Here is a 20,513-nt window from a genome sequence, read left to right on the forward strand (position 1 = left end):
TATGTCTTCAAAATTGAGGTTATGAATTTGGATCAATTTTCGAATACACCCTTTAAGCTTTGTATCTCATTCCATAAGTTGATTGAGCATTATGAAGATGTGGCTGCTACGCAAACAGGGTATGTTGCGGAGCAGGCTAAAGTTATATTAAAAGAAATTGAGCCCCATCCCGAATTAAGGGACGGCATTGATGACTTTGCGCATTTACAGGAAAATGCCGAAGTTTTAACCCACCTTTTATCAGACATTTTCCCGCAGGCTTTAACCGAAAACGAAATAAAGGCGATCACTGTCCCTTTTCAGGACTTTCTCTTTAACCCAACAAAACGCTTTCAAAAAATATTAAAAGGTGCCGGTCCTAAATTTGATATCGGCATACGGGATTTTAACGATCATCAGTTATATGTACAAAGCTGCTGTTTGATATTAGAGGACTTTTATGGTCAGCATTTTGACTTTTCTAAACCTTTCTTTTATGATATCCCTACTGCCAATGGTATAATGAAACATTACCGCATATTATACAATGCGGATTTCATGGAAATTATCCCTACAGAAAAAGCAGTAAAGCTTACACCTGAAGATATTGACCTGTTAAGAGATAACTTTGACGACCTTGACCTGTGGAAACGATTGTTCCCGGTTGGCAGCTGGACGCTTAAAGGCTTTGCTTTAATAAACCTGTTTGATGCTACCGTTGAAAACGCGGTATCTGCATTAAAAGGCACTTTGCTTAGCGTATCCTATAATAATGATGTGTATGAAAGCATACTGTCTGTGTTCAGGTCAATATTTCGCCTGCCCGATCTGAAGATTGGCTTTACCACCTTTAATCCCGACGAGAATAAGTTTGGCCTGGCTACCTTCAATGCAAAGTTGAAGAGCTACCTGTTATCTGGCCAGGAAGATGAATTATGCGCAAACATGATGTGTGTACAATCATTTGCCGACCTGGTAGATAAGAAAAAGTACTTCGCGATATCTGATGTTAAAAGATATTTGGAGAACGAGCCTGATAATGTTTTAGCACAACGTTTTGATGAGGAGGGCATACAAAGCTTTATACTTGGCCCGGTTGTTAAAAATGATCATTTACTGGGGATAATTGAGCTGGCATCTGACAACAAACACGATTTAAACAGCATTAACGCAAACCAGCTGGAAATTGTAATGCCTTTCATGACAGATACTATCGACAGGCAGTATACTTACATGATAAACCAGGTACGGGCGGTAATACAAAAAGAATATACAACCATCCACCCGAGTGTTTACTGGAAATTTCAAAGGGAAGCGCTTAAATATATCGAGTTTCACAGGCAGGATAAAGATTATACGCTTAAAGAGATCACTTTTAAAGAGGTGTATGCTTTGTACGGGCAGATAGATATTAAGGGATCATCAGACACACGCAACCTAAGTGTACAGCTTGACCTGAAAGACCAGCTAAACGCCCTTATTCCGCTGCTTGAAAAATTACAGCCTTATTTTAATGATGCTTTGCCGGTAGAATGGATTGAAAACCTGAGATCAATGGCCGGAGACCTGCAGTTGCCATTACGTGCTGACACCGAACAGCTGATTCAGAACTATCTGGATATTCACATTGACCCCTTACTAAAAAAAGCTGTTGACCAGCAGCTTCCCGAAGCATCCGCGGTAAATAACTATTTGATGGAAACGGGCCAAACCGGCGAGTTTCATGAGCACCGTAAAATGTATGAAACAACGGTGGCTATGATTAATGAAAAAATGTCTACGTTGCTTGATCGCTGGCAAACCAAAGCGCAGGTATCATATCCGCATTATTATGAGCGTTTTAAAACCGATGGCGTTGAGCATAATTTATACATCGGGCAGGCAATTACACCTAACCGTATATTTGATATAAGAGACCTTTACAACCTTCGTTTATGGCAAATACAGGTACAATGCCAAATGGAGTATGAGCATAACCGTATTAAACATACACTGCCTTATCCGCTTAATGTTACCTCGTTGATACTTGCGTTTAGTTTGCCAATATCCATCAGGTTTAGGATGGATGAAAAACGTTTTGATGTAGATGGAACCTACAACGCCCGTTTTGAAATTGTTAAAAAACGTATAGATAAGGCCTTTATAAAAAACACTACCGAACGAATTACAGCTACCGGTAAACTAACTATAGTTTATTCTAATAAAGCAGAAGAGAAGGAATACAGAAATTACATCCACTTCTTACAATCCAAAAAAATGCTGGAAGAAGGTATAGATATGCTGGATATAGAGGACCTGCAAGGGATATCGGGTTTAAAAGCATTGCGGGTGAGGATCTCATACGAGATCTTAGAAGAAAGGAAATTATACACCTATAACGAAATGCTGGAACATATCAAAAATGGTGTTTATACAGTGTCTTAAATTAATGAATGTAGAGACGCAATATTTTGCGTCTCCCGTTTGTATAATTAGAGACACAAAATATTGTGTCTCTGCGCATGCATAAGAGGCGCAAAATATTGCGCCTCTACAGTTATATAAATTTCAAAAATTCTTAAGCTACCAAACGGCCCCATTCGGGGTGGCGTTTTAAAAACAATTGTACATAGCTGCACAAAGGCACAAGTTTTAACTGGTGTTCCTCAATGTAATTAAAAGCTTTTTCTACCAAAGCTTCGGCCACACCCATTCCTTTTAATTCGGCAGGCACCTCGGTATGTATCAGGTATATTTTGTTATCCTTTTTTTTGTAATCTATAAAAGCGCGATGCCCGTTCACAAACAGTTCAAAGTTGTGTATGGCCTCGTTGTTTATTAACTCGATATCTGCAAAATTCATTATTTTACTTTCTTAAATTGAAGAGATGTCCAGAATGCCAGTAGGTAATCTATCAGTTTTTTCATAAAAATACATATTCGTTAGCCAAACTTAATTCCTCAAAGCTAATAGTATGTGGCTTGCCTTTATATACTTTTAAAGTAACATTAGCATTTAAGCCTTTTAATACGTCAACACTTTCATTAACCCTGCTCAGCGGCACGTGCATATCCGGGTCGCCGGTTGTGATCAATACAGGTGTACCTTCAAAATTACCAGTGTAATTTTTCAATTCCAGTTCCTCGCCTATTAATCCGCCGGTAAATGCTACTGCGCCACCAAAACGTTTGGCGTTGCGGGCAAGGTATTCCAAAGTTAAACATGCGCCCTGTGAAAACCCAAGGAAATATATTTTATCCTCGCTAATGCCATCAGCAATAATCTGATCAACCACATGGTCAATCACATCCAAAGCCGAACTTAACGCCGGTTCGTTCTCTTGCACAGGCGCCATAAAGCTGTACGGGTACCAACTATTATTGGTTGCCTGCGGTGCATACAAAGCCATGTCCTTTACATTTAATCGGCTTGCCAGCTGCATAATACCATCAGCAGAGGCACCCCTGCCATGTATCATTATTAATGCAGCTTTTGCATTGGCGGCTGGTATACCGCCAATGCTTATTTGTTTGCTGTGTTTATACATTTTATTAACTCAATTTTGGTAAAGTAGCTTCTAAACTGCTACGGTGTTGTTCATACTGTGCAGGTAGTTTTAAATGTGTACCCAATTCTTCTACCGGCTCATCAACACTAAAGCCAGGGTTATCAGTAGCCAGTTCAAACAATACACCTCCCGGTTCGCGAAAGTATAAGGAGAAGAAGTAGTTACGGTCTATCTTACCTGTAATGTTTAAGCCTAAAGCTGCTATTTTATCATGGTACTGCATTAACACTTCTTCGTTCTTCACCCTAAAAGCAACGTGGTGAACTGATCCGCCGGCTACATGGCCTGCAACCTCACCGGCCACTTCCACAAGGTCAATAATATTGGCGCCCTCTACCGCGTCAGTTATAAAGCGGAAACGATTAACATGCTGTTCCAATAAACGGTAACCAAACACATTAGTAAGGATATCCGCGGTAGGCTGCATTTTATTGGTGGTGATAGTAACATTATAAAATCCTTTGGTAGCGTTTTCAGCTTTAACCTCATCAGTTTCCCATGGTAAGCGGGTGTCAATTGTTTTACCGGCAATCAATTCCAGTTTTAAACCATCAGGATCTAAAAAAGTAAGATACTTTTCGCCAAACTTTTCGGCCACCTTGTTATAGGTTACGTTGTGTTTCTCAAAACGGTTGATCCAAAAATCAAAACTATTTTCAGGTACCGAATAGCCTATTTCGGTAGCTTGCCTTGCACCTCTCCTGCCTGCGGTAATGTTTTGCCACGGAAAGAAAGTTAAGATAGTGCCGGGTGTGCCCTGTTTATCGCCATAATACAAGTGATAAGTTTCGGGATCGTCAAAGTTGACGGTCTTTTTAACCAGGCGAAGGCCCAGTACGTTTGTATAAAAATCATAATTACGTTTAGCGTTGCCTGCAATGGCTGTTATGTGGTGTATTCCGTTTACTGTATTTTCCATGATATATTTATTTAGTTTGTTTTGTTTAATTATTAAAAGCTTAATGTGCCGAACAAACCATTCTTATAATCTGCTATGGCCTGGTTGGTTTCTTCGGCTGTGTTCATTACAAAGTTGTCTTTCGCGGCTACAGGCTCATCAATTGGCTCGGCAGAAAGGAACAGGATCTGTGCATCTTCTTCGGCGGTTAATATTATCTCTTCATTATCCTTTTCAAAAACCACCAGGTTGTATTGTTCTACAGTTTCCTGGTTAATGTTTACACGGCCTTTGGCTATGTAAAGCAACGTCCAGTAGCCGGGAGTTGCCATAAACTGTACCTGCTTGCCCTGCTCAACCTCGCCTACAATTGAAATAACCGGCGTTAAGCTTTTTATAGGGCCCGTTTTGCCATCATAATTGCCGCTTGCCAATCTCAGGTTAACACCATCTTGCTGCAAAACCTGTGGCTGCTGCTCTTTAGTAGCCGATTGATAGCTTGGTTCATCCCATTTATGCACCTTTGGTACGTTTATCCATAGTTGGATCAACTCCTGTGCGCCGCCTTTTTCCAACATATTTTTGGTTGGGCCTTCGCTGTGCAAAATGCCTTTACCTGCAAACATCCATTGTACATCACCTGCTTTAATGATCTCATCATGCCCCGCGCTATCTTTATGGTAACCTTCGCCCTGCAACTGAAAAGTAACCGGTGCAAAGCCGCGGTGCGGATGCGGATGGATCCTTAACTCCTGGTTGGGCATAATGTCCTTAGGGCCCATATGATGTACCACAATGAAGGGGTTAGCAAACCTGAAATCCATATGCGGCAGCGGCTGCCTCACAGTTTCTTCTTTAGTGATCTGTTTTTCGCGGCCGGTGAGTATGTGTTGGATCTTCTTTTTCATAATGCTTTCCTTTTGACATAACAAAGATACCCCGTATGCCAACGCGTACGAATAATGTAGATTAACAGGAAAACTTAATGTAGATTAAGAGGAATACCAGGTAGTTTATTTAACGATCATGGTATTCAGCATCTTGCTTAAAAACTCGGGGGTAACACCTATGTATGATGCCACCTGTTTTTGCGGAAGGGTTTTAATTAACGATGGATATAGCTGGCAAAAATTGGCATATCGCTCCATAGCAGATAACGTTACATTATCTATTTGCCTGTGCTGATAGGTGGCAATGGCGTTTTGGCCTATTACCCTGTTGTAATGCTCAATTTTTGGGATACGGGTATTCAGCTCTTCAAAATCAGCTTTAGTGATATAGATGTATTCACTATCTTCAATGGCATCAATGTTTAGCCGGGCTGGCTGGCCTGTAGTTAAACTGCGCATATCGGTTATCCACCAGCCGGGAGGAGCAAATTGCAGCACGTGCTCTGTGCCATTCTTATCAACCGCGTAGCTGCGCAGGCAGCCGCTGGTAACAAAAATCACTTTACTGTTAACGTCGCCTTCCTCCAGTAAAAACTGCTTGCGCTTAACCTTTTTATAATGCAGAACAGAGATCAGGTATTCTTGCTCCTGGGCGTCAAGATTAACGTATTTGGCAATACCGGCGAGTAGAAGGCTATGATCCATGTGTAAAATGTTAATGCAAGTATATTAAAAAAGATGCTGTAAAAATAAGTGCAGGTCAATTCCTATATTAGCTTTCCAATTAAAAACCATCATGAAAAGACGTTCATTTGTAAAATCATCACTTATAAGCGGTGCTGCCGCTACTATTATACCTGCAGTTAGTAATGCCATGCCAACAGATACAAAAGCCGCTACAGGCGCCGAATATTATGAGTTAAGGGTTTATACTTTAAAAAACGAAACACAACAAAAGCTGGTTGAAGATTATTTGCAAAATGCGGCTATTCCGGCGCTGAACCGGGCAGGTGTTAAGCATAATGGCGTATTTACAGAACTGAACCCGGCTGGGCAAACCAAAATATATGTGATTACCCAATACAACAACCTAACTCATTTCAATACCATAGCCGAAACTATTGGCAAAGACAAAGAGTTTATGACCAAAGGAGCGGCTTACCTGAATGCTACTGCTAAAGAGCCTGCTTATGAGCGGATAGAGAGCTCGCTTTTAAAATCATTTACCCATGCTTTGAAAATAGCCGCGCCCGAAAAGAAAGCGCGGATCTTTGAATTGCGCCAGTATCAAAGCGCCAGCGAAGCAACCGGCAAAAAGAAAATTGAAATGTTTACAGGTCAGGGGGAGATAGATATTTTTAAACGACTGGGCTTTAAACCTGTTTTTTGGGGCGAAACGGTTATTGGCCCCTTAAGGCCAAACCTTACTTACATGGTTACCTTTGATGACCTTGAAGCTAAAAATACCCATTGGAAAGCCTTTGGCGGCGACCCGCAATGGAAAAAAATAAGCAGCGTACCTGAGTATGCTGATGCCCTGCTGGTGAGCAAGATAACATCAACCCTATTGGTGCCGACAGCTTATTCGCAGATTTAATTTTTGCACCGTTTAAACAGGTATTGTAAAATTGGTAAATTGCACTGTTTTACAATACCTATAAAATTATGCAAGACCCATTTGACGTATTAGTGAATGGAATAGTTTATTCTGTTTTCCCCGAAGAAGATAACGTTTACACCATATTTAAAGCCGGGGCCGAATTTGGAAAGATAGAAAAGGACACCGAAAACGTTTGGTTAAAATTAAACCCGGAAACCGAGATGCCTATGTTTGACAATGACGCCGAAGTTGACCAGATAGGCCAGGCAATAGGCAACTATGTACCGGAAGAAGAAGACGAGGACGAAGAAGAGTTTGAATAGCTGAATTATAATCATCAACCAAAACATCTACTATCATGAAACAAAAATTTCACTACGACACAGTAACCGAAGCCATTGATAAATTAAAAGAGCAAGGCTTTACGTTGGATTTTAATTTAGCAGAAAACCAGCTTAAAGCCGGCGAACATTCTTACCCGGCTGATGAGTTTGAAATAGTTGACCAGTACCGCTACGAAGGCCCGTCAGACCCGGCGGATGAAGCTACCGTTTATGCGCTGGCTTCGCCATCCGGCCAAAAGGGTATTTTGGTTACAGGCTACGGCTACTCAACCGATAAAGAATCTGAAGAAACGTTAAAGCAACTGCATTACAAATACCTGAAACAAAGCGACCAGGCCTAAAATGCAAAAGCCGCCTTTTTCTTACGAAAAGGCGGCTTTTTTTGATCTAAACCGGTATCTTTTCAACACCGGTCCGTATCTATTTTATAAGTATGATTGCAGCAGATTAGCTCTCGAGTTTTGTCTTAAGCGCATCAGTGCCTTATCTTTTATCTGGCGAACACGTTCGCGGGTAAGGCTGTATTTCTCACCAATTTCTTCTAAAGAATGAGCGGCATTGTTATTCAAGCCAAAGAATAATACAATCACTTCCCTATCGCGTTCGGCTAAAATACCTAATGAACGTTTAATTTCCTGGGTAAGTGAATCTATCATCAGGTCGTTATCCGTACCTGCATCGCTGCTTTGTAAAACATCAAGCAGGGTATTTTCTTCACCTGTAATAAACGGCGCGTCAACAGATACCTGGCGGCCCGCGTTCGATAAAGAATCGGCTATTTTCTCGGTAGTAGTTTCCAGGTCATCAGCTAATTCTTCGGGCGTAGGCTGGCGCTCATACATTTGCTCCAGTTTAGATGCGGCCTTGTGTATTTTACTTAATGAACCTATCTGGTTCAATGGTAAACGTACTATCCTTGATTGCTCGGCAACAGCAGATAATATTGACTGACGGATCCACCATACGGCGTAAGAGATAAATTTAAATCCCTTTGTTTCGTCAAAACGTTTAGCAGCCTTGATCAGGCCAAGGTTGCCCTCGTTGATCAGGTCACCTAATGTAAGCCCTTGATTTTGATATTGTTTGGCAACAGAAACCACAAAACGAAGATTTGTTTTTGTTAAGCGCTCCAATGCTGCCTGGTCACCCTCACGAATTTTTTGTGCAAGAATAACTTCTTCCTGCGCTGTGATCAGGTCTACCTTCCCTATCTCGGTTAAATATTTATCTAACGATTGCGATTCGCGGTTGGTAATGGATTGGGAAATTTTTAGTTGTCTCATGTATATGAAAAATAATAGTCTTGCAGCCAATTGTAAACGATCAATTGACCAACAGGTATAAGTTTAAATAAAACCTTGTAAAAACTGCGTATTAATAAAGGATGCTTTATGCGAAAGAATATTGTACAATTTATTATTTAACTGGTTAGCTAAACTGACTGTGCGTAATATGTTGCTTTTATTAATGCACAAAAATAAGAAAAGAAATGTAGTTGGTTTGTAAATAAATACTATTTATTATTAAGGTGCTAAAATGTTTTGAAAAGCGAGGCTGTCACCCTTAAATACGTTAAAATCAACCACATGGCCAATGCCATTTACCTTTGCCATATCTGAATGTTGCCAAAAACGCCACTGTTTATTACGGTCAATCTTCAATTTCGGTTGGTAATAATGCGCAATCCACAACGGATAATCGTCAAAATACCCGGCTAAATAATCATTATAAAAGCTAATATTGGTGTAAATAATTGGCTTTACCCCTGTTTTTAACTCTACTTGTTTTACAAAGGCTTTTAGTTCTTTACGCATTGTTTCGGGCGTTGTACCATCCAACCGTTCAATATCAGCAACGGCCGGTAAGTCGCCACTTTCCATTTTTACATTTTGCAGGAAAAACCTTGCCTGCCAGGCCCCGCTTTTTGTGGGGCGAAGAAAATGATATGCGCCACAAACAATCCCCACTTTTGGTGCTTCGCGCCAGTTACGTTTAAAATATGGGTCAACTGTTAAAAGGCCCTCAGTCGCTTTTATAAAAGCGAAGCTTATTCGTACGCTATCTTCCTGCATAGATCTTACCTTTTGCCAATCTATTTTGCCCTGTGCATATGATACATCAATGCCATACTTTTTGTAGCCCGATGGGATACGGATATTAAAGCTTTTGTAAGTACGAAAATGCGGGTTCTCCCCTATATCGGCTATCCACCTCCAGGTAGATGAAAATGTTTTAAGTACGTATCCGTAATAAAAGGGCGATAATATTATTAAAAATACACCTGCTAAAACAATCTTCCACCACAAACTGCTTTTTTGGGGCTTTTTCTTTCGGGATACAGATCTGGGTTTGGTGGTCTTCTTTGCAGTTACCCTGGGTTTCTTTAATGCGGTCACGGTGCAAAGTTAAAAAACAGGTGCATTGGGTATACTTAAAGTTTCTTTTATTAAAACGAATTTAAAAACCTATCTGCCTACCATCTTTTTCAGGGTGTTCAAAAGGGTTCTGAACAATATTTGTATATCCATTAAAACCGACCAGTTTTTTATGTAGTAAATATCGAACTCGGTTTTTTTGTCAATGATATCTACATCCATGATAGCTCCGTGGTAACCGTAAGATTGTGCCAGCCCGGTTATACCTGGTTTTACATGATGCCTGTCATTATAATAGCTGAACATTTCGTTATACCTAACATTTTCAACAAGCATGTGTGGCCTTGGCCCAACTATTGACATATCGCCTATCAATACATTAAAAAACTGGGGTAATTCATCAATATGGCTCAGGCGTAAAAATTTTCCAAGTTTTGTAACCCTTACATCATTTACAATTGCCGCTAAATTATCAGAATCGTCATTAACAATCATGGTTCTTATTTTAATACAATTAAAAATCTTTGAACCTTTTTTGTTTCGCTTTTGTATGAAAAATACCGGCCCTTTTGAATCAAATATTACTAACAAAGCTATTATGGGAAGCAACCATGAGAGCAGAAATATGATCATAAAAAGCGAAACTATAATATCAACCACCCGCTTTAAAAGTTTAAACCTTTTTTTAAATAACGGAGAAGTTACGATGGGATCTACAGTAATTTTTGATTTTTTTATCCAGTCTGATGTTGAACTATCACCGATACTATCAATATACGATTGATTGCTCCCATCATTTAACTCTAATAAATTATTATTCCTAAAGTACTCGTTAGCCATATTGTATATATAGTTTAGATACGCAACCACGTAACACTTAGTTGCCTCAAATGTTATATAATATTTATTAAATCTATGCCATTAAATTTCAAAGGGGGGTGAAATTGCAGGCCGTATCTATTATTGCGCTTTAGTTTACGGATGCAAAATACAAAACTATTTGTTAACTCCATATTATAAATCTCTTCACAGAACAAGCAAATCGTTACAAATTTGCTAATAATTTATATTAAGCTAACAATTAATTTAAAGTTAAAATTTAGCTTTGCCCTGTTTATTAAAGGTTTGCCCTATATATAATAACCTATAACTTTAAGTACCATTATCTTGAAAAACTTACTTCTTTTATTTTTGCCCTGTTTACTTTTTTCAGACTCACATGCGCAAACATTAACAACTAACCACGCTCATAGTCATAATGATTATAAACAAAACATTCCTTTTTTAAAGGCTTATTATGCCGGGGCCGGATCTATTGAGGCTGATGTATATTTATTGAATGGAAAATTATACGTAGCGCACGAACGTAAAGAGATAGCAGAGGGCCGCACCTTAAATGAGCTATACCTAAAACCTCTTGCTGCATTATTCCGCAAAAATAATGGCATGGCTTATCCCGATCCTTCACAAACATTACAACTGGTTATTGATATTAAAGAAGACCATGTACATGTTATCTCACAGTTAATAAAAGAGTTGGCTCCTTATCAGGATGTATTTAATGCCCCGGCTAATAAAAATTCAGTTAAGATTGTTTTGAGTGGCGATATGCCCGAGCCTGCCCTGTTTAGCAATTATCCTGATTATATTTATTATGATGGCCGTCCTAACAACACGTATTCAACTGATCAATTAAAACATATCGCTATGATCAGCGATAATTTGGCCGACTATACCAAATGGAATGGCAAAGGGTCATTAACCGCACCAGATTCCATCAAGCTTCAAAAACTGATTAATTCGGCGCATGCCAAACACAAGCCTTTTCGTTTTTGGGCAACACAGGATAGTCCTAATAGCTGGATACAACTGGAAAAATTAGGAGTAGACTGGATTAACACAGATCACCCGGAACAGGTACATGATTTTTATGTAAACAGGTATAAACTAATGTATGTAAACCCTGTTTCATACCCGGTTTATACCCCTACCTATAAAACCGATGGGGCAAATAAGAAAATAAAAAATATTATCCTGCTCATTGGCGATGGTATGGGATTGGCAGAAATCCAGGCTGGTTTAACCACCAATCACGGCCATTTAAATATGCTGCAATGCAGGTACATGGGCTTTTCGCAAACTGCTGCCGCAAATTCAGACAATACCGATTCGGCTGCCGGTGCTACCGCTATGGCTGCCGGAGTAAAAACTAATAACCGTTATATCGGGGTGAATGCTCAAGGCAAAATGTTAACTAACTTACCCGATACATTGGCTCATTATGGTATTAAAAGTGGCATAATTAGCTGCGGCGATATAACAGACGCAACACCTGCCGCATTTTACGCTCATGAACCGGAACGATCATCATCACAGGCAATAGCAGCCGATATGCTGCAGAGTAAGATTGATGTATTGGTAGGCTCTAACCAAAAAAGCTTTTTCAATAATGCCGATAAAAGCTTGATAACTAAACTGCAAAAGAATAAATTTCAAATTGATACCACTTTGGCTGATTTTAACAATGTTAAAAATGGCAAACACATTGTTTTATTAAATGATAGCGCTACAAAACCCATAAAAAATGGCAGAGGCGATATGCTCCGGGCATCGTTATTACAAACAATAAAGGTTTTATCAACAAACAAAAATGGATTTTTCATAATGGCCGAAGGTGCACAGATTGACCATGGTGGTCATGAAAATGACTTACCCTTTTTAATTACTGAACTGCATGATTTTGATAAAACGGTAGCCGAAGCTTTAAAATTTGCAGACAAAGACGGTGAAACGCTTGTAATAATTACCGCCGACCATGAAACCGGCGGCTTATCATTATTGGATGCATCAACAGCCAAAGGCATGGTTTTAGGCAACTTTAGCACTAATGACCATACCAGTATCAATGTCCCCGTGCTTGCTTATGGGCCCGGGTCTCAGCATTTTATTGGCACCTATCAAAATACAGAGATATTTCATAAACTTTTAAATCTGATCACTAACAATTGATAATCCCCCTATATATCACACATAATACCTAAATACATTGTTACCTCAATTTAAGGTACTTAACATAAAGATAACATACAAGCAACTTAAATTTAACTTAGCTTTGCGCTTTCACCTCAATTCCTTATGAAAAAATCAGAACAGAAATCGCTTGCGAAAACAGCAAAGAAAACCTTAGTAAAAAATTTAGAAGTTAGTTTATTGGCTGCCATAAAAAGCACAGCAACCGAACTTGGTACAGACACTAAAAAAATTGAAAATAAACTTGTTAAAGGCACTAATAAAATAGCAAAGAAAATAGCAAAACTTATAAAGTCTGCTCCAATTGCTAAGCCCGCACCTACAGAAGCTGCAACGCCTGTAAAAGAAGCACCTGTTGCACCTGCAAGCAAAAGCAAAGCAAAAGCCGCAAAAGTAGCAGAAGTCACAGCTTCTTAATTCCAATACGTTAATACTGTGGCTGGTATATACTAATGTGTGTACCAGCTTTAAAATTTATGCCTTATTAATAAAGCCTTGTAAAGTAATAGCAATAATGCTATAACCGGCTATTTTTCGCCCGTTAAAACGAGTGCATCATAACTTGCATAAAGTTGATAACTTAAACATGCAAGTTGTTCTTTTTTGCTTTCTTCCGGTGCCATCTATGACCGGGCAGCATTTTCCTTAGAGTGTTTCTATCCTTTTGGTTTATGTAATTCAGCCATATGATAAGGCAAAAGGCAATAAATACAAAGATTCCTGCAATAGGATAATTTATCTCTGTCATAAAAATTATATTGTATATGGATGTAGGGAAAGGGCTCGAACCTTTCATATGCTGCCGGCCAGCGCCCTACGCAAATGATCTTCTTTATTGAGATAAAGGTACAAGCACTTACCCGTTATAAACAGCCAAATTGATGATTTAACAAAATAGTAACCTAAAAGAAAAGAGCCCGGAGCTATCTTTCTTTTAGGTTACAATTCTTATAATCTGGTAACCTGTTGGAGATTAATTTTGGCTGTAAGAATTGTTAAAAACACCAATACTTATAATGTTAAAATCATCATTTAGCTTGCCTCAATTGAACTGCATTTAATACAGGCTCACCTTTTAAAGGGTTAAAGTTTATAGTTATGCCTGCATTCCCTTTAACATTTATTATGAGTTTCTTTTTCACAGCTGTTAGCGGGCCATATTGTTTAGCCAGGTTCAGGTTAGTTAACAAGGGTTTATTATTTACTAATACATCAAATACCCTATCCTGCACAGCTTCCTTCTGATCGGTGTTGTTTAAATTATATGCCAGTGCTACACCGGGTTTGTCGGCTGTTAATTCTGCAAAATGCAAAACAAGTTCATACTTGCCGTCCGGTACATCAAAGCGGAATGTTTTTATATTTACCTGCTGTGTCTGGTATATAGGGTCGTCGTTAGTTTTCATGATATCCCTGTCCGAACCATAACTTTGCCTGCCATTCCCTGCCATTTGGTAGGCTTTTCCATCGGTATAGCCAAAACTGCCTGCTTTGTAAGCATGGGCCGGCAACCAGGTTCCCCCGTCGTTATCGGTATAAGATCTTTTAGCACCTAACAATAGGTTGATATTAATTGCAGTCGCTTTAGCGGAATGCAGATTATAAGGAACCATGTTTAACCTGATCTCTGATGCATCTGTTATGGATTTACCGTTGTAACTGCCGGTAGCTATTAATTTATTGCTGCCATTAATCAGCGGAATATCCCACGTAGCCACACCATCGACAATGGTTTTATTGCCTAAGCTTTTGCCGTTTTGCGTGAGCAATACTTCTTTAGCATTTGAAAACACCAAAACAGGTTGGGTAGATACGTTATGATCCAGGCTATCTGCAATCCCGGCTCGCAGGTTCCAGTTAGATATTTTGAGGAAAGGCTGCTTTAACAGGTTAGCCTGGTAAAACAAATAAACATCTTTTGCTTTACGATCCTGCGTAAGCAACCCTTTTGAATTGATATGCGGAGTTGTTTCGGCACGTTCTTCTGAACTAAAATCCGCAAGGTTCCAAATAATACCGGCAGCAACAAACGGGCGTTCCTCCATCGCCTTTAAATATACCCGGTGAAAATCTACAGCATAATCAACACTTTTATCAAAGCGTTCCGGCTGCAATGATCTGATCCTTGCATCCGCATCTGCGCCGTATTCTGTTATCAGCATTGGCAAAGCAGGATAATCCTGATGGAATTTATCTAAAAATTTGGCGAAATCGGCCGTTTTGCCACCATACCATCCCTGGTATAAATTCCAGCCAATAAGCATGGGGATATCCACTATCCCAACCTGTTTATACCTGTTATAATCACCATGGCAGGCAATCATGGTGTATCTTGATGGGTCTTCTTTCCTCACCATGCTATCCAGTTGCGCTGCCAATTCTTTTACATGCAAGAAATAGATTTGCTGCCGTGGTTTATCCTTTCCGAATTTTGGTTTTAATAATACTTCATTCATGTAAGCCCATATAATAATGCTGGGATGGTTAAAGTTTTGGCGGATCATCTCTACCAGCATGCTTTTACAGTTTTGTGTAAACGCCGGTGTTTCTGTAATAGCATTCACTACCGGTATCTCTACAGATGCCAGTATACCTAAGCTGTCGCAGGCGGCCAATACTTTAGCATCCTGCGGATAATGTGCTACACGCAAAAAGTTGCCTCCCATTTGCTTTAATAGCTTTACATCCCGTATATGGTAACTATCCGGCAGTGCATTGCCCAAACCTTTAAAATCCTGGTGCCTGCTGGCGCCTATTAATTTATAGGGCTTACCATTAAGGAAAAACCCTTTTTCGCCATCGAATTTAAACCAGCGAAGTCCCAGTGGATTGATCACCTCATCAATCACCTTACCTGTATTAATATCAACAAGTTTACTGGCCACTTTATACAGGTACGGATCCTCCGGTGTCCATAAATGCGGAGATTGCAGATCAGGGATTTCTTGTTTAAAATCTATAGCACCGCTATTCTCCTTTAAACTTTGCGTAACACGTTTTACTACTTTGCCTTCCCTATCAACTATAGTGGTTAATAATTGCAGGTTTGCTTTAGTGTTATTTTCATTAACTATATGTCCGCTGATGTTTACAGAAGCTTTTTCTGTCGATACTTCCGGTGTAGTAATGAACACCCCGTTTGCTGCCTGATCAAGGCTGAAGTGAATATTATTTACTGCAATCAAACTCACGTTACGATAAATCCCGCCAAAGAAAGTAAAATCGGCAGTGAGCGGGGCAATATCTTCATTGAAACTATTATCCACCTTCACAGCTATCTCGTTAACCTTTCCAAGGCTTACATATTGATCTATCTCTACACAAAAACGGGTATAACCACCTGTGTGGCTGCCTGCTTTTTTTCCGTTGATATAAACCTCTGTTTGCTGGTTGGCTCCATTAAAATATAGATACAGCTTTTTATTCCTGTATATTTCTGAGGGTGTGAATTTTTTAGTGTACCAGCAAGCCCCCCTGTAATAACCAGGCGTATCATCCATAACGTCATCCTTATTCCAGGTATGAGGTAAGGATACAGGCTGCCATTTAATATTAGGAACACTCCCGGCGGGCTTATAGCTTTGCTTAGTAAACTGCCAACTACCATTAAAATTTGTTACCGAACGAACCTGTGAATACACCAATGCATTCAGCATAAAGGTGAGTACGAAAACTAAAAAACTTATCTTTTTTTTCATTCCATATTTTATAAACCTAAAGCATTTTGTATGCTGAAGGGTAAGCGGAAAACAATGCTTATAATCGTCACAAATACTATGTATTCTTTTCAGTTACGACTTAACACAGCATTCTTCTGCAAAAACGTTTTAGTTAATTTGATTAATTTTTTAAACCTACGGACAGATCAGCTCACATCTAATACCAAAGCCATCCATCCCTGTTTACCTGCTTTTTTACGCACCTTTTTTTGTTCTTCAAGCGCCTTCTTTATCCGGTTGGAATAGGCCCAACAGGTGCTTTGCCTGATAGCCAGTTTTTCAGACAACTGGCGAGACGAAATGGTGCCTTTACTGGCATAAACTAAGTATACCAGGTAAAAAGCTTTATTGATAGGAATACGGTTATTCTGGAAAATGGTGTTATGCAATACGGTTTCTTCATATGCGCACTTGGTACACCGGCGACTATAAAGTGACCGCCCATTACAATAAGTGATATTACTGCAACGCACACATTGATAACCACCTATCCACTTTAAATCAGCAAGTAATTTAAAACAGGCTTCCTGATCAGGGTATTTGGCACTAAACTCTTCAAAGCTTAATTCGGTAGATAGCGCGCGGGCGTCGGTTACCTTTTCAATATTGGTTTTTAACTGGATATTATCCTTTTCAAGCAATACGTTCATACGGCTTATCTCGGCTGCCTGCTTCTCTAACTGGAGGTTTTTAAACCGTAGTTTCTCATTCTGATCTTCAATAATATCTGATTTTTCCTGTATTACGTTAGATTTCTCGATCACCTCATGGGTCCTTGCCTTTACCTCATTTTCCAACTCAAGGTTTATAAAATCCTTTAGTTCCACGTTTATCTGCATTTGCTGCAAAACCTCTGCCTGTGCCCTGTCTTTATCCTTTCTGAACAAGCGCACCTGATCGCCTATGGCAAAAGAAAGCAGCAGCATTTCAATAATAAAGCTGAAACTTAAACTATAATGCGCAGGCAAGGCAGGCAAAGAGCGGCCTAATCCAAGTACATATATACCTTTCACTATAAAGCCTACAAACAGCACGAAATACCCCAATACAACAAAGCGTGCGGGCTTAAACCCATCTTTCCAGATGCTTATGCCGGTATAAAATGAAATGGAAAGCGGTATAAACTCAACAAACTTGTAAATAAACAGGCTCCGGTCAAAAAACATGCAATACATGAAATATGCTGTTCTGGCGGCTATAGTCCAGTTAATAATGTGGTATAAGGTTATATTCCTTGCTTTTACCTGTAAAAGTTCCCTAATAAATATAAGGGCAAACAAACTGATCATGTAAAGCGCTATACCATACATATAATCATTCAATACAGGTTGATTTGGCCATATATATTGAAAGGCAATACCATCGGCACTCATCTCATAAAGGCCTACACTTAAAATATATAGTATATAAATGAGGTATTGCCGCCGCCTTACAGCCAGATACATCAGCAGGTTATGGAAGCTGAAAATCAGGATCATCCCATAAAACATACCATAGGTAATGTATTCCGTAAGCGTATAGTAGATAAACCGTTTAAAGGTGCGGTAAACAATAATCACGTTCACCCTGTCTTTTGATACAATCCTGAAATAGTATGTATGCTCACCTTCCGTGAAATTCTCTACTAAAAACTCAAAGTTCTTGTGCTTGTATAAACGGTCATCGAATTTAAAATTCTCTCCTGTTTTGCTTTCCTTGTATTGCCCGTTGGTTTGTGGTAAATAGGCAGTGATCTGGTCTGTTGTTTGATCAAAAAATTCAAACACACTACTGATATAAGGAATAGGTTGATGAAAATTGAGTTTAACCCGGTACCAATAAGCCGAAGAAACGTTGTAATTTTTGGGATAAAAGTCCTTATTGTCTGTAAACTTATCTTTAAAGGCGGCGCTGCTCACTTGCTGAATGGTTAACTCCCCTTTGGGGTCTTCCAGCCAGTTTATCTCTTTGTTAATGAATATATGCTCAAGTGAATCACCTTGAATTACTATCGCCTTTTGCGCAAAGGTCAATTGCATCATCAGCATCCATATGGAGCAAAAAAATAGCCGCTTCACCATCAAGTATTATAAGTTCAAATTATTTAGAGGAACAGCCGGTGGGGCTATTACAATTGGGTAACCAAATATTATAAAAAAATTATAGCTGTGACACCTATATTCCATTTTATTTAATCATTATAAAAAAAAGCATGTGCAATATATATTACTGCACATGCTTTTAAGAATAATTAATGGTTAAATACCTTATCCATTATAATGTTATATTTTATCCAATGGCGCTATATTCTTTTCAGAACCTGAATAGCCCTTGTTTTGATTGATGTGTCCGTTAATATTTAAATCAATCTCACTTTGCGGTATTGGCCACAATACGTGATACGGAGAAATAGTAAAATGGTTACCAGAATTGGTTATAACAGCCGGATTTTTGTAAAAATCATTTTTCTCCATGATCCTGTCATAAAAGAAGTTGCTGGTTGAAAAATTGGCTACATTATAAGTTTTACCATTATAAGCAGGGATACCGGTTTGTGCAAAAATATAAGCCATACGTGTTAGCTCGGTTTTGCGGGGTTCTTCCCAATACAATTCTCTTTGGCGCTCATCCAGTATAGTGCCAATGTTCACTTTACTTGGGTCTGTTAATAGCTGCGCTTTTGCACGTGCCCTAACCTGGTTAATATCGGCCATTGCAAGTGCAGTTTGTCCTTTCCAAACATAGGCTTCGGCACGTAACAGGTAAGTTTCTGCCAGGCGGAATACATACCAATCGGTATTAGTACCACGTGGCGGGCTCCAGTATTTATCAAGCGCAATAGGGCCCGAACCTATGAACACTTTATAATGCGGCCAGCCAAACCATGCTCTTATGGTATCTCTTGCACCATTCAAAAACACCTGATTTACGTTTGCTGCAGTATATTGCTGTAACTTTTTACCGTACCAGGCAGCGTCAGTGGTTTTAATAGCCGGGTTGTTATAAACAAGGTCTGTCATATCCATCCAGTTACCGGGTGCGTGCCTTAAATCGGTATTATCCGTCCAGATGTATTTAGTAGCATAAGGAGTACCCCGCATACGGCCTATACCACGGCCATACCATAAAGTAAGAGGGAATTCTTCTGTTATTTTATCAGATATACCCGGCTTGCGCGCACCTGGTGTTAAAATAGTACCATTATGCCACATAGGCACACAGTTACGCATTACCTGCGACCCAAATGGTGTTGCTCCGTCAAGTGTTTCGCGATCAAGCACTACATATAAAGCTTCGGTATTGGTAGCTAAAGCCTTATTTTCAGGGCGATGCAAATCCCAAATTACGTTCTTTGATGCATCACTTGCTACTATACCAAAACGGTTGGTCATTAAGTGGTAAGGGCCGTTAATTACGCTTGATGCTGCAGCAATGGCCTCATCAAATAAACCCAATGCCAAATCAACTTTGGCTAATAAATGCAAAGCCGCGCCTTTTGATACGTTACCTTTTTCGTTCGCATCAGTAAGTTTGGTTACAGCAAGTTCCAGGTCGGTTTTCATTTGTTTAAGAATAACTGTACGTTGGGTTGTAAAATAACCTGTGTTTACAGTAGTTTCTTCTTTTAAAACCAATGGCACATCACCAAATTCATGCACTAAGCGATAATAACGATAAGCCCTGTGGAAGTATGCTGTTGCCAATGTAATATCACGCTCTGCCGGACTAGGCCATTTAGCGTTATCAATACGTGAAATAATCACATTAGCATCATGTATCCCCTGCCACCAGGCGTACCAGTAACGGCCAATTTTATTAAAATCGTCGCTATCAAGGTTTGATGTTGGTGTAATACGGATATTCAGATCCTGTGCAGGCGTGGTTTTATCTGTTGTTCCTTCAACTGCTGCATCTGTAAAAAGGGACTCTGTTAACATAGGGGCCGCATCACCAAAAAACTCAAACCGAACGCTGATGTTCAATGTTGCAAGTGCGTTTCTGAATGCTGCAGGCGTAGTTAATGTTACATCCGGTGTAAACTTTGAAGGGGCCTCGGGTACTAGGTCACTGCGTTTTGTACATCCTCCCGATGCAAAAACCACAGCGACTGCAAGCCCTGCAATGATATTTTTATTTATCGTTTTCATATA

At 39.5% G+C, this 20,513-nt stretch carries 17 protein-coding genes; 6 read left to right on the forward strand and 11 right to left on the reverse strand.

The annotated features are described in order from the left end of the window. Positions 1–21 precede the first annotated feature (21 nt). Entirely contained in the window at positions 22–2,403 is a 2,382-nt protein-coding gene (locus WC743_RS16160) for a GAF domain-containing protein (RefSeq protein ID WP_373013471.1), read from the forward strand. Positions 2,404–2,536: 133 nt separating this feature from the next. Here the strand turns inward: WC743_RS16160 and WC743_RS16165 are convergent, their stop codons facing one another. The 5 genes from WC743_RS16165 to WC743_RS16185 form a co-directional block, all read right to left on the reverse strand. Next, complete coding sequence (locus WC743_RS16165; RefSeq protein WP_373013473.1) at positions 2,537–2,821, reverse strand: GNAT family N-acetyltransferase; 285 nt, start codon at positions 2,819–2,821, stop codon at positions 2,537–2,539. Between the two features lie 61 nt (positions 2,822–2,882). Beyond that, positions 2,883–3,506, reverse strand: coding sequence for an alpha/beta hydrolase (locus WC743_RS16170; RefSeq protein WP_373013475.1), 624 nt, complete (start codon positions 3,504–3,506; stop codon positions 2,883–2,885). A gap of 4 nt (positions 3,507–3,510) precedes the next feature. Further along, positions 3,511–4,446 (reverse strand): ring-cleaving dioxygenase, encoded by a 936-nt coding sequence (locus WC743_RS16175; RefSeq protein ID WP_373013477.1) that lies wholly within the window; start codon positions 4,444–4,446, stop codon positions 3,511–3,513. 32 nt (positions 4,447–4,478) lie between these two features. Next, entirely contained in the window at positions 4,479–5,333 is an 855-nt protein-coding gene (locus WC743_RS16180; RefSeq protein ID WP_373013479.1) for a pirin family protein, read from the reverse strand. A 105-nt stretch (positions 5,334–5,438) separates the two neighbouring features. Then, on the reverse strand, positions 5,439–6,020 hold the full coding sequence (locus WC743_RS16185) for a Crp/Fnr family transcriptional regulator (RefSeq protein WP_373013481.1): 582 nt from the start codon (positions 6,018–6,020) through the stop codon (positions 5,439–5,441). A 91-nt stretch (positions 6,021–6,111) separates the two neighbouring features. Between WC743_RS16185 and WC743_RS16190 the strand changes: the two genes are divergently transcribed. The 3 genes from WC743_RS16190 (at position 6,112) to WC743_RS16200 (ending at position 7,600) form a co-directional block, all read left to right on the forward strand. After that, the gene (locus WC743_RS16190; RefSeq protein WP_373013483.1) at positions 6,112–6,912 is read left to right on the forward strand and encodes an NIPSNAP family protein; all 801 of its coding nucleotides are present in this window, start codon (positions 6,112–6,114) and stop codon (positions 6,910–6,912) included. A 68-nt stretch (positions 6,913–6,980) separates the two neighbouring features. Next, a complete protein-coding gene (locus WC743_RS16195; protein WP_373013485.1) occupies positions 6,981–7,238 on the forward strand; it encodes a hypothetical protein in 258 nt (85 codons plus the stop codon). 35 nt (positions 7,239–7,273) lie between these two features. After that, a complete protein-coding gene (locus tag WC743_RS16200; RefSeq protein WP_373013487.1) occupies positions 7,274–7,600 on the forward strand; it encodes a phosphoribosylpyrophosphate synthetase in 327 nt (108 codons plus the stop codon). An 84-nt stretch (positions 7,601–7,684) separates the two neighbouring features. On the opposite strand, the gene WC743_RS16205 is transcribed toward WC743_RS16200, so the two are convergent. From WC743_RS16205 to WC743_RS16215, 3 genes are all read right to left on the reverse strand, one after another. Further along, a complete protein-coding gene (locus WC743_RS16205) occupies positions 7,685–8,542 on the reverse strand; it encodes an RNA polymerase sigma factor RpoD/SigA (RefSeq protein WP_373013488.1) in 858 nt (285 codons plus the stop codon). Between the two features lie 240 nt (positions 8,543–8,782). Continuing rightward, a complete protein-coding gene (locus WC743_RS16210) occupies positions 8,783–9,655 on the reverse strand; it encodes a glycoside hydrolase family 25 protein (RefSeq protein WP_373013490.1) in 873 nt (290 codons plus the stop codon). 69 nt (positions 9,656–9,724) lie between these two features. Beyond that, the gene (locus WC743_RS16215; protein ID WP_373013492.1) at positions 9,725–10,474 is read right to left on the reverse strand and encodes a sugar transferase; all 750 of its coding nucleotides are present in this window, start codon (positions 10,472–10,474) and stop codon (positions 9,725–9,727) included. Positions 10,475–10,801: 327 nt separating this feature from the next. Between WC743_RS16215 and WC743_RS16220 the strand changes: the two genes are divergently transcribed. Continuing rightward, positions 10,802–12,643: an alkaline phosphatase gene (locus WC743_RS16220; protein ID WP_373013494.1), complete on the forward strand. Its 1,842-nt coding sequence runs from the start codon at positions 10,802–10,804 to the stop codon at positions 12,641–12,643. Between the two features lie 126 nt (positions 12,644–12,769). Beyond that, on the forward strand, positions 12,770–13,081 hold the full coding sequence (locus WC743_RS16225) for a hypothetical protein (RefSeq protein ID WP_373013496.1): 312 nt from the start codon (positions 12,770–12,772) through the stop codon (positions 13,079–13,081). A 611-nt stretch (positions 13,082–13,692) separates the two neighbouring features. On the opposite strand, the gene WC743_RS16230 is transcribed toward WC743_RS16225, so the two are convergent. The 3 genes from WC743_RS16230 to WC743_RS16240 form a co-directional block, all read right to left on the reverse strand. After that, a complete protein-coding gene (locus tag WC743_RS16230) occupies positions 13,693–16,362 on the reverse strand; it encodes a glycoside hydrolase family 2 TIM barrel-domain containing protein (RefSeq protein WP_373013498.1) in 2,670 nt (889 codons plus the stop codon). Between the two features lie 167 nt (positions 16,363–16,529). After that, on the reverse strand, positions 16,530–18,443 hold the full coding sequence (locus WC743_RS16235; RefSeq protein WP_373013500.1) for a 7TM diverse intracellular signaling domain-containing protein: 1,914 nt from the start codon (positions 18,441–18,443) through the stop codon (positions 16,530–16,532). A gap of 201 nt (positions 18,444–18,644) precedes the next feature. After that, on the reverse strand, positions 18,645–20,510 hold the full coding sequence (locus WC743_RS16240) for a RagB/SusD family nutrient uptake outer membrane protein (protein WP_373013502.1): 1,866 nt from the start codon (positions 20,508–20,510) through the stop codon (positions 18,645–18,647). Between the last annotated feature and the right edge of the window lie 3 nt (positions 20,511–20,513).

Origin of the sequence: Mucilaginibacter sp. (genome assembly GCF_041660805.1) — a bacterium.
GTDB lineage: Bacteria > Bacteroidota > Bacteroidia > Sphingobacteriales > Sphingobacteriaceae > Mucilaginibacter.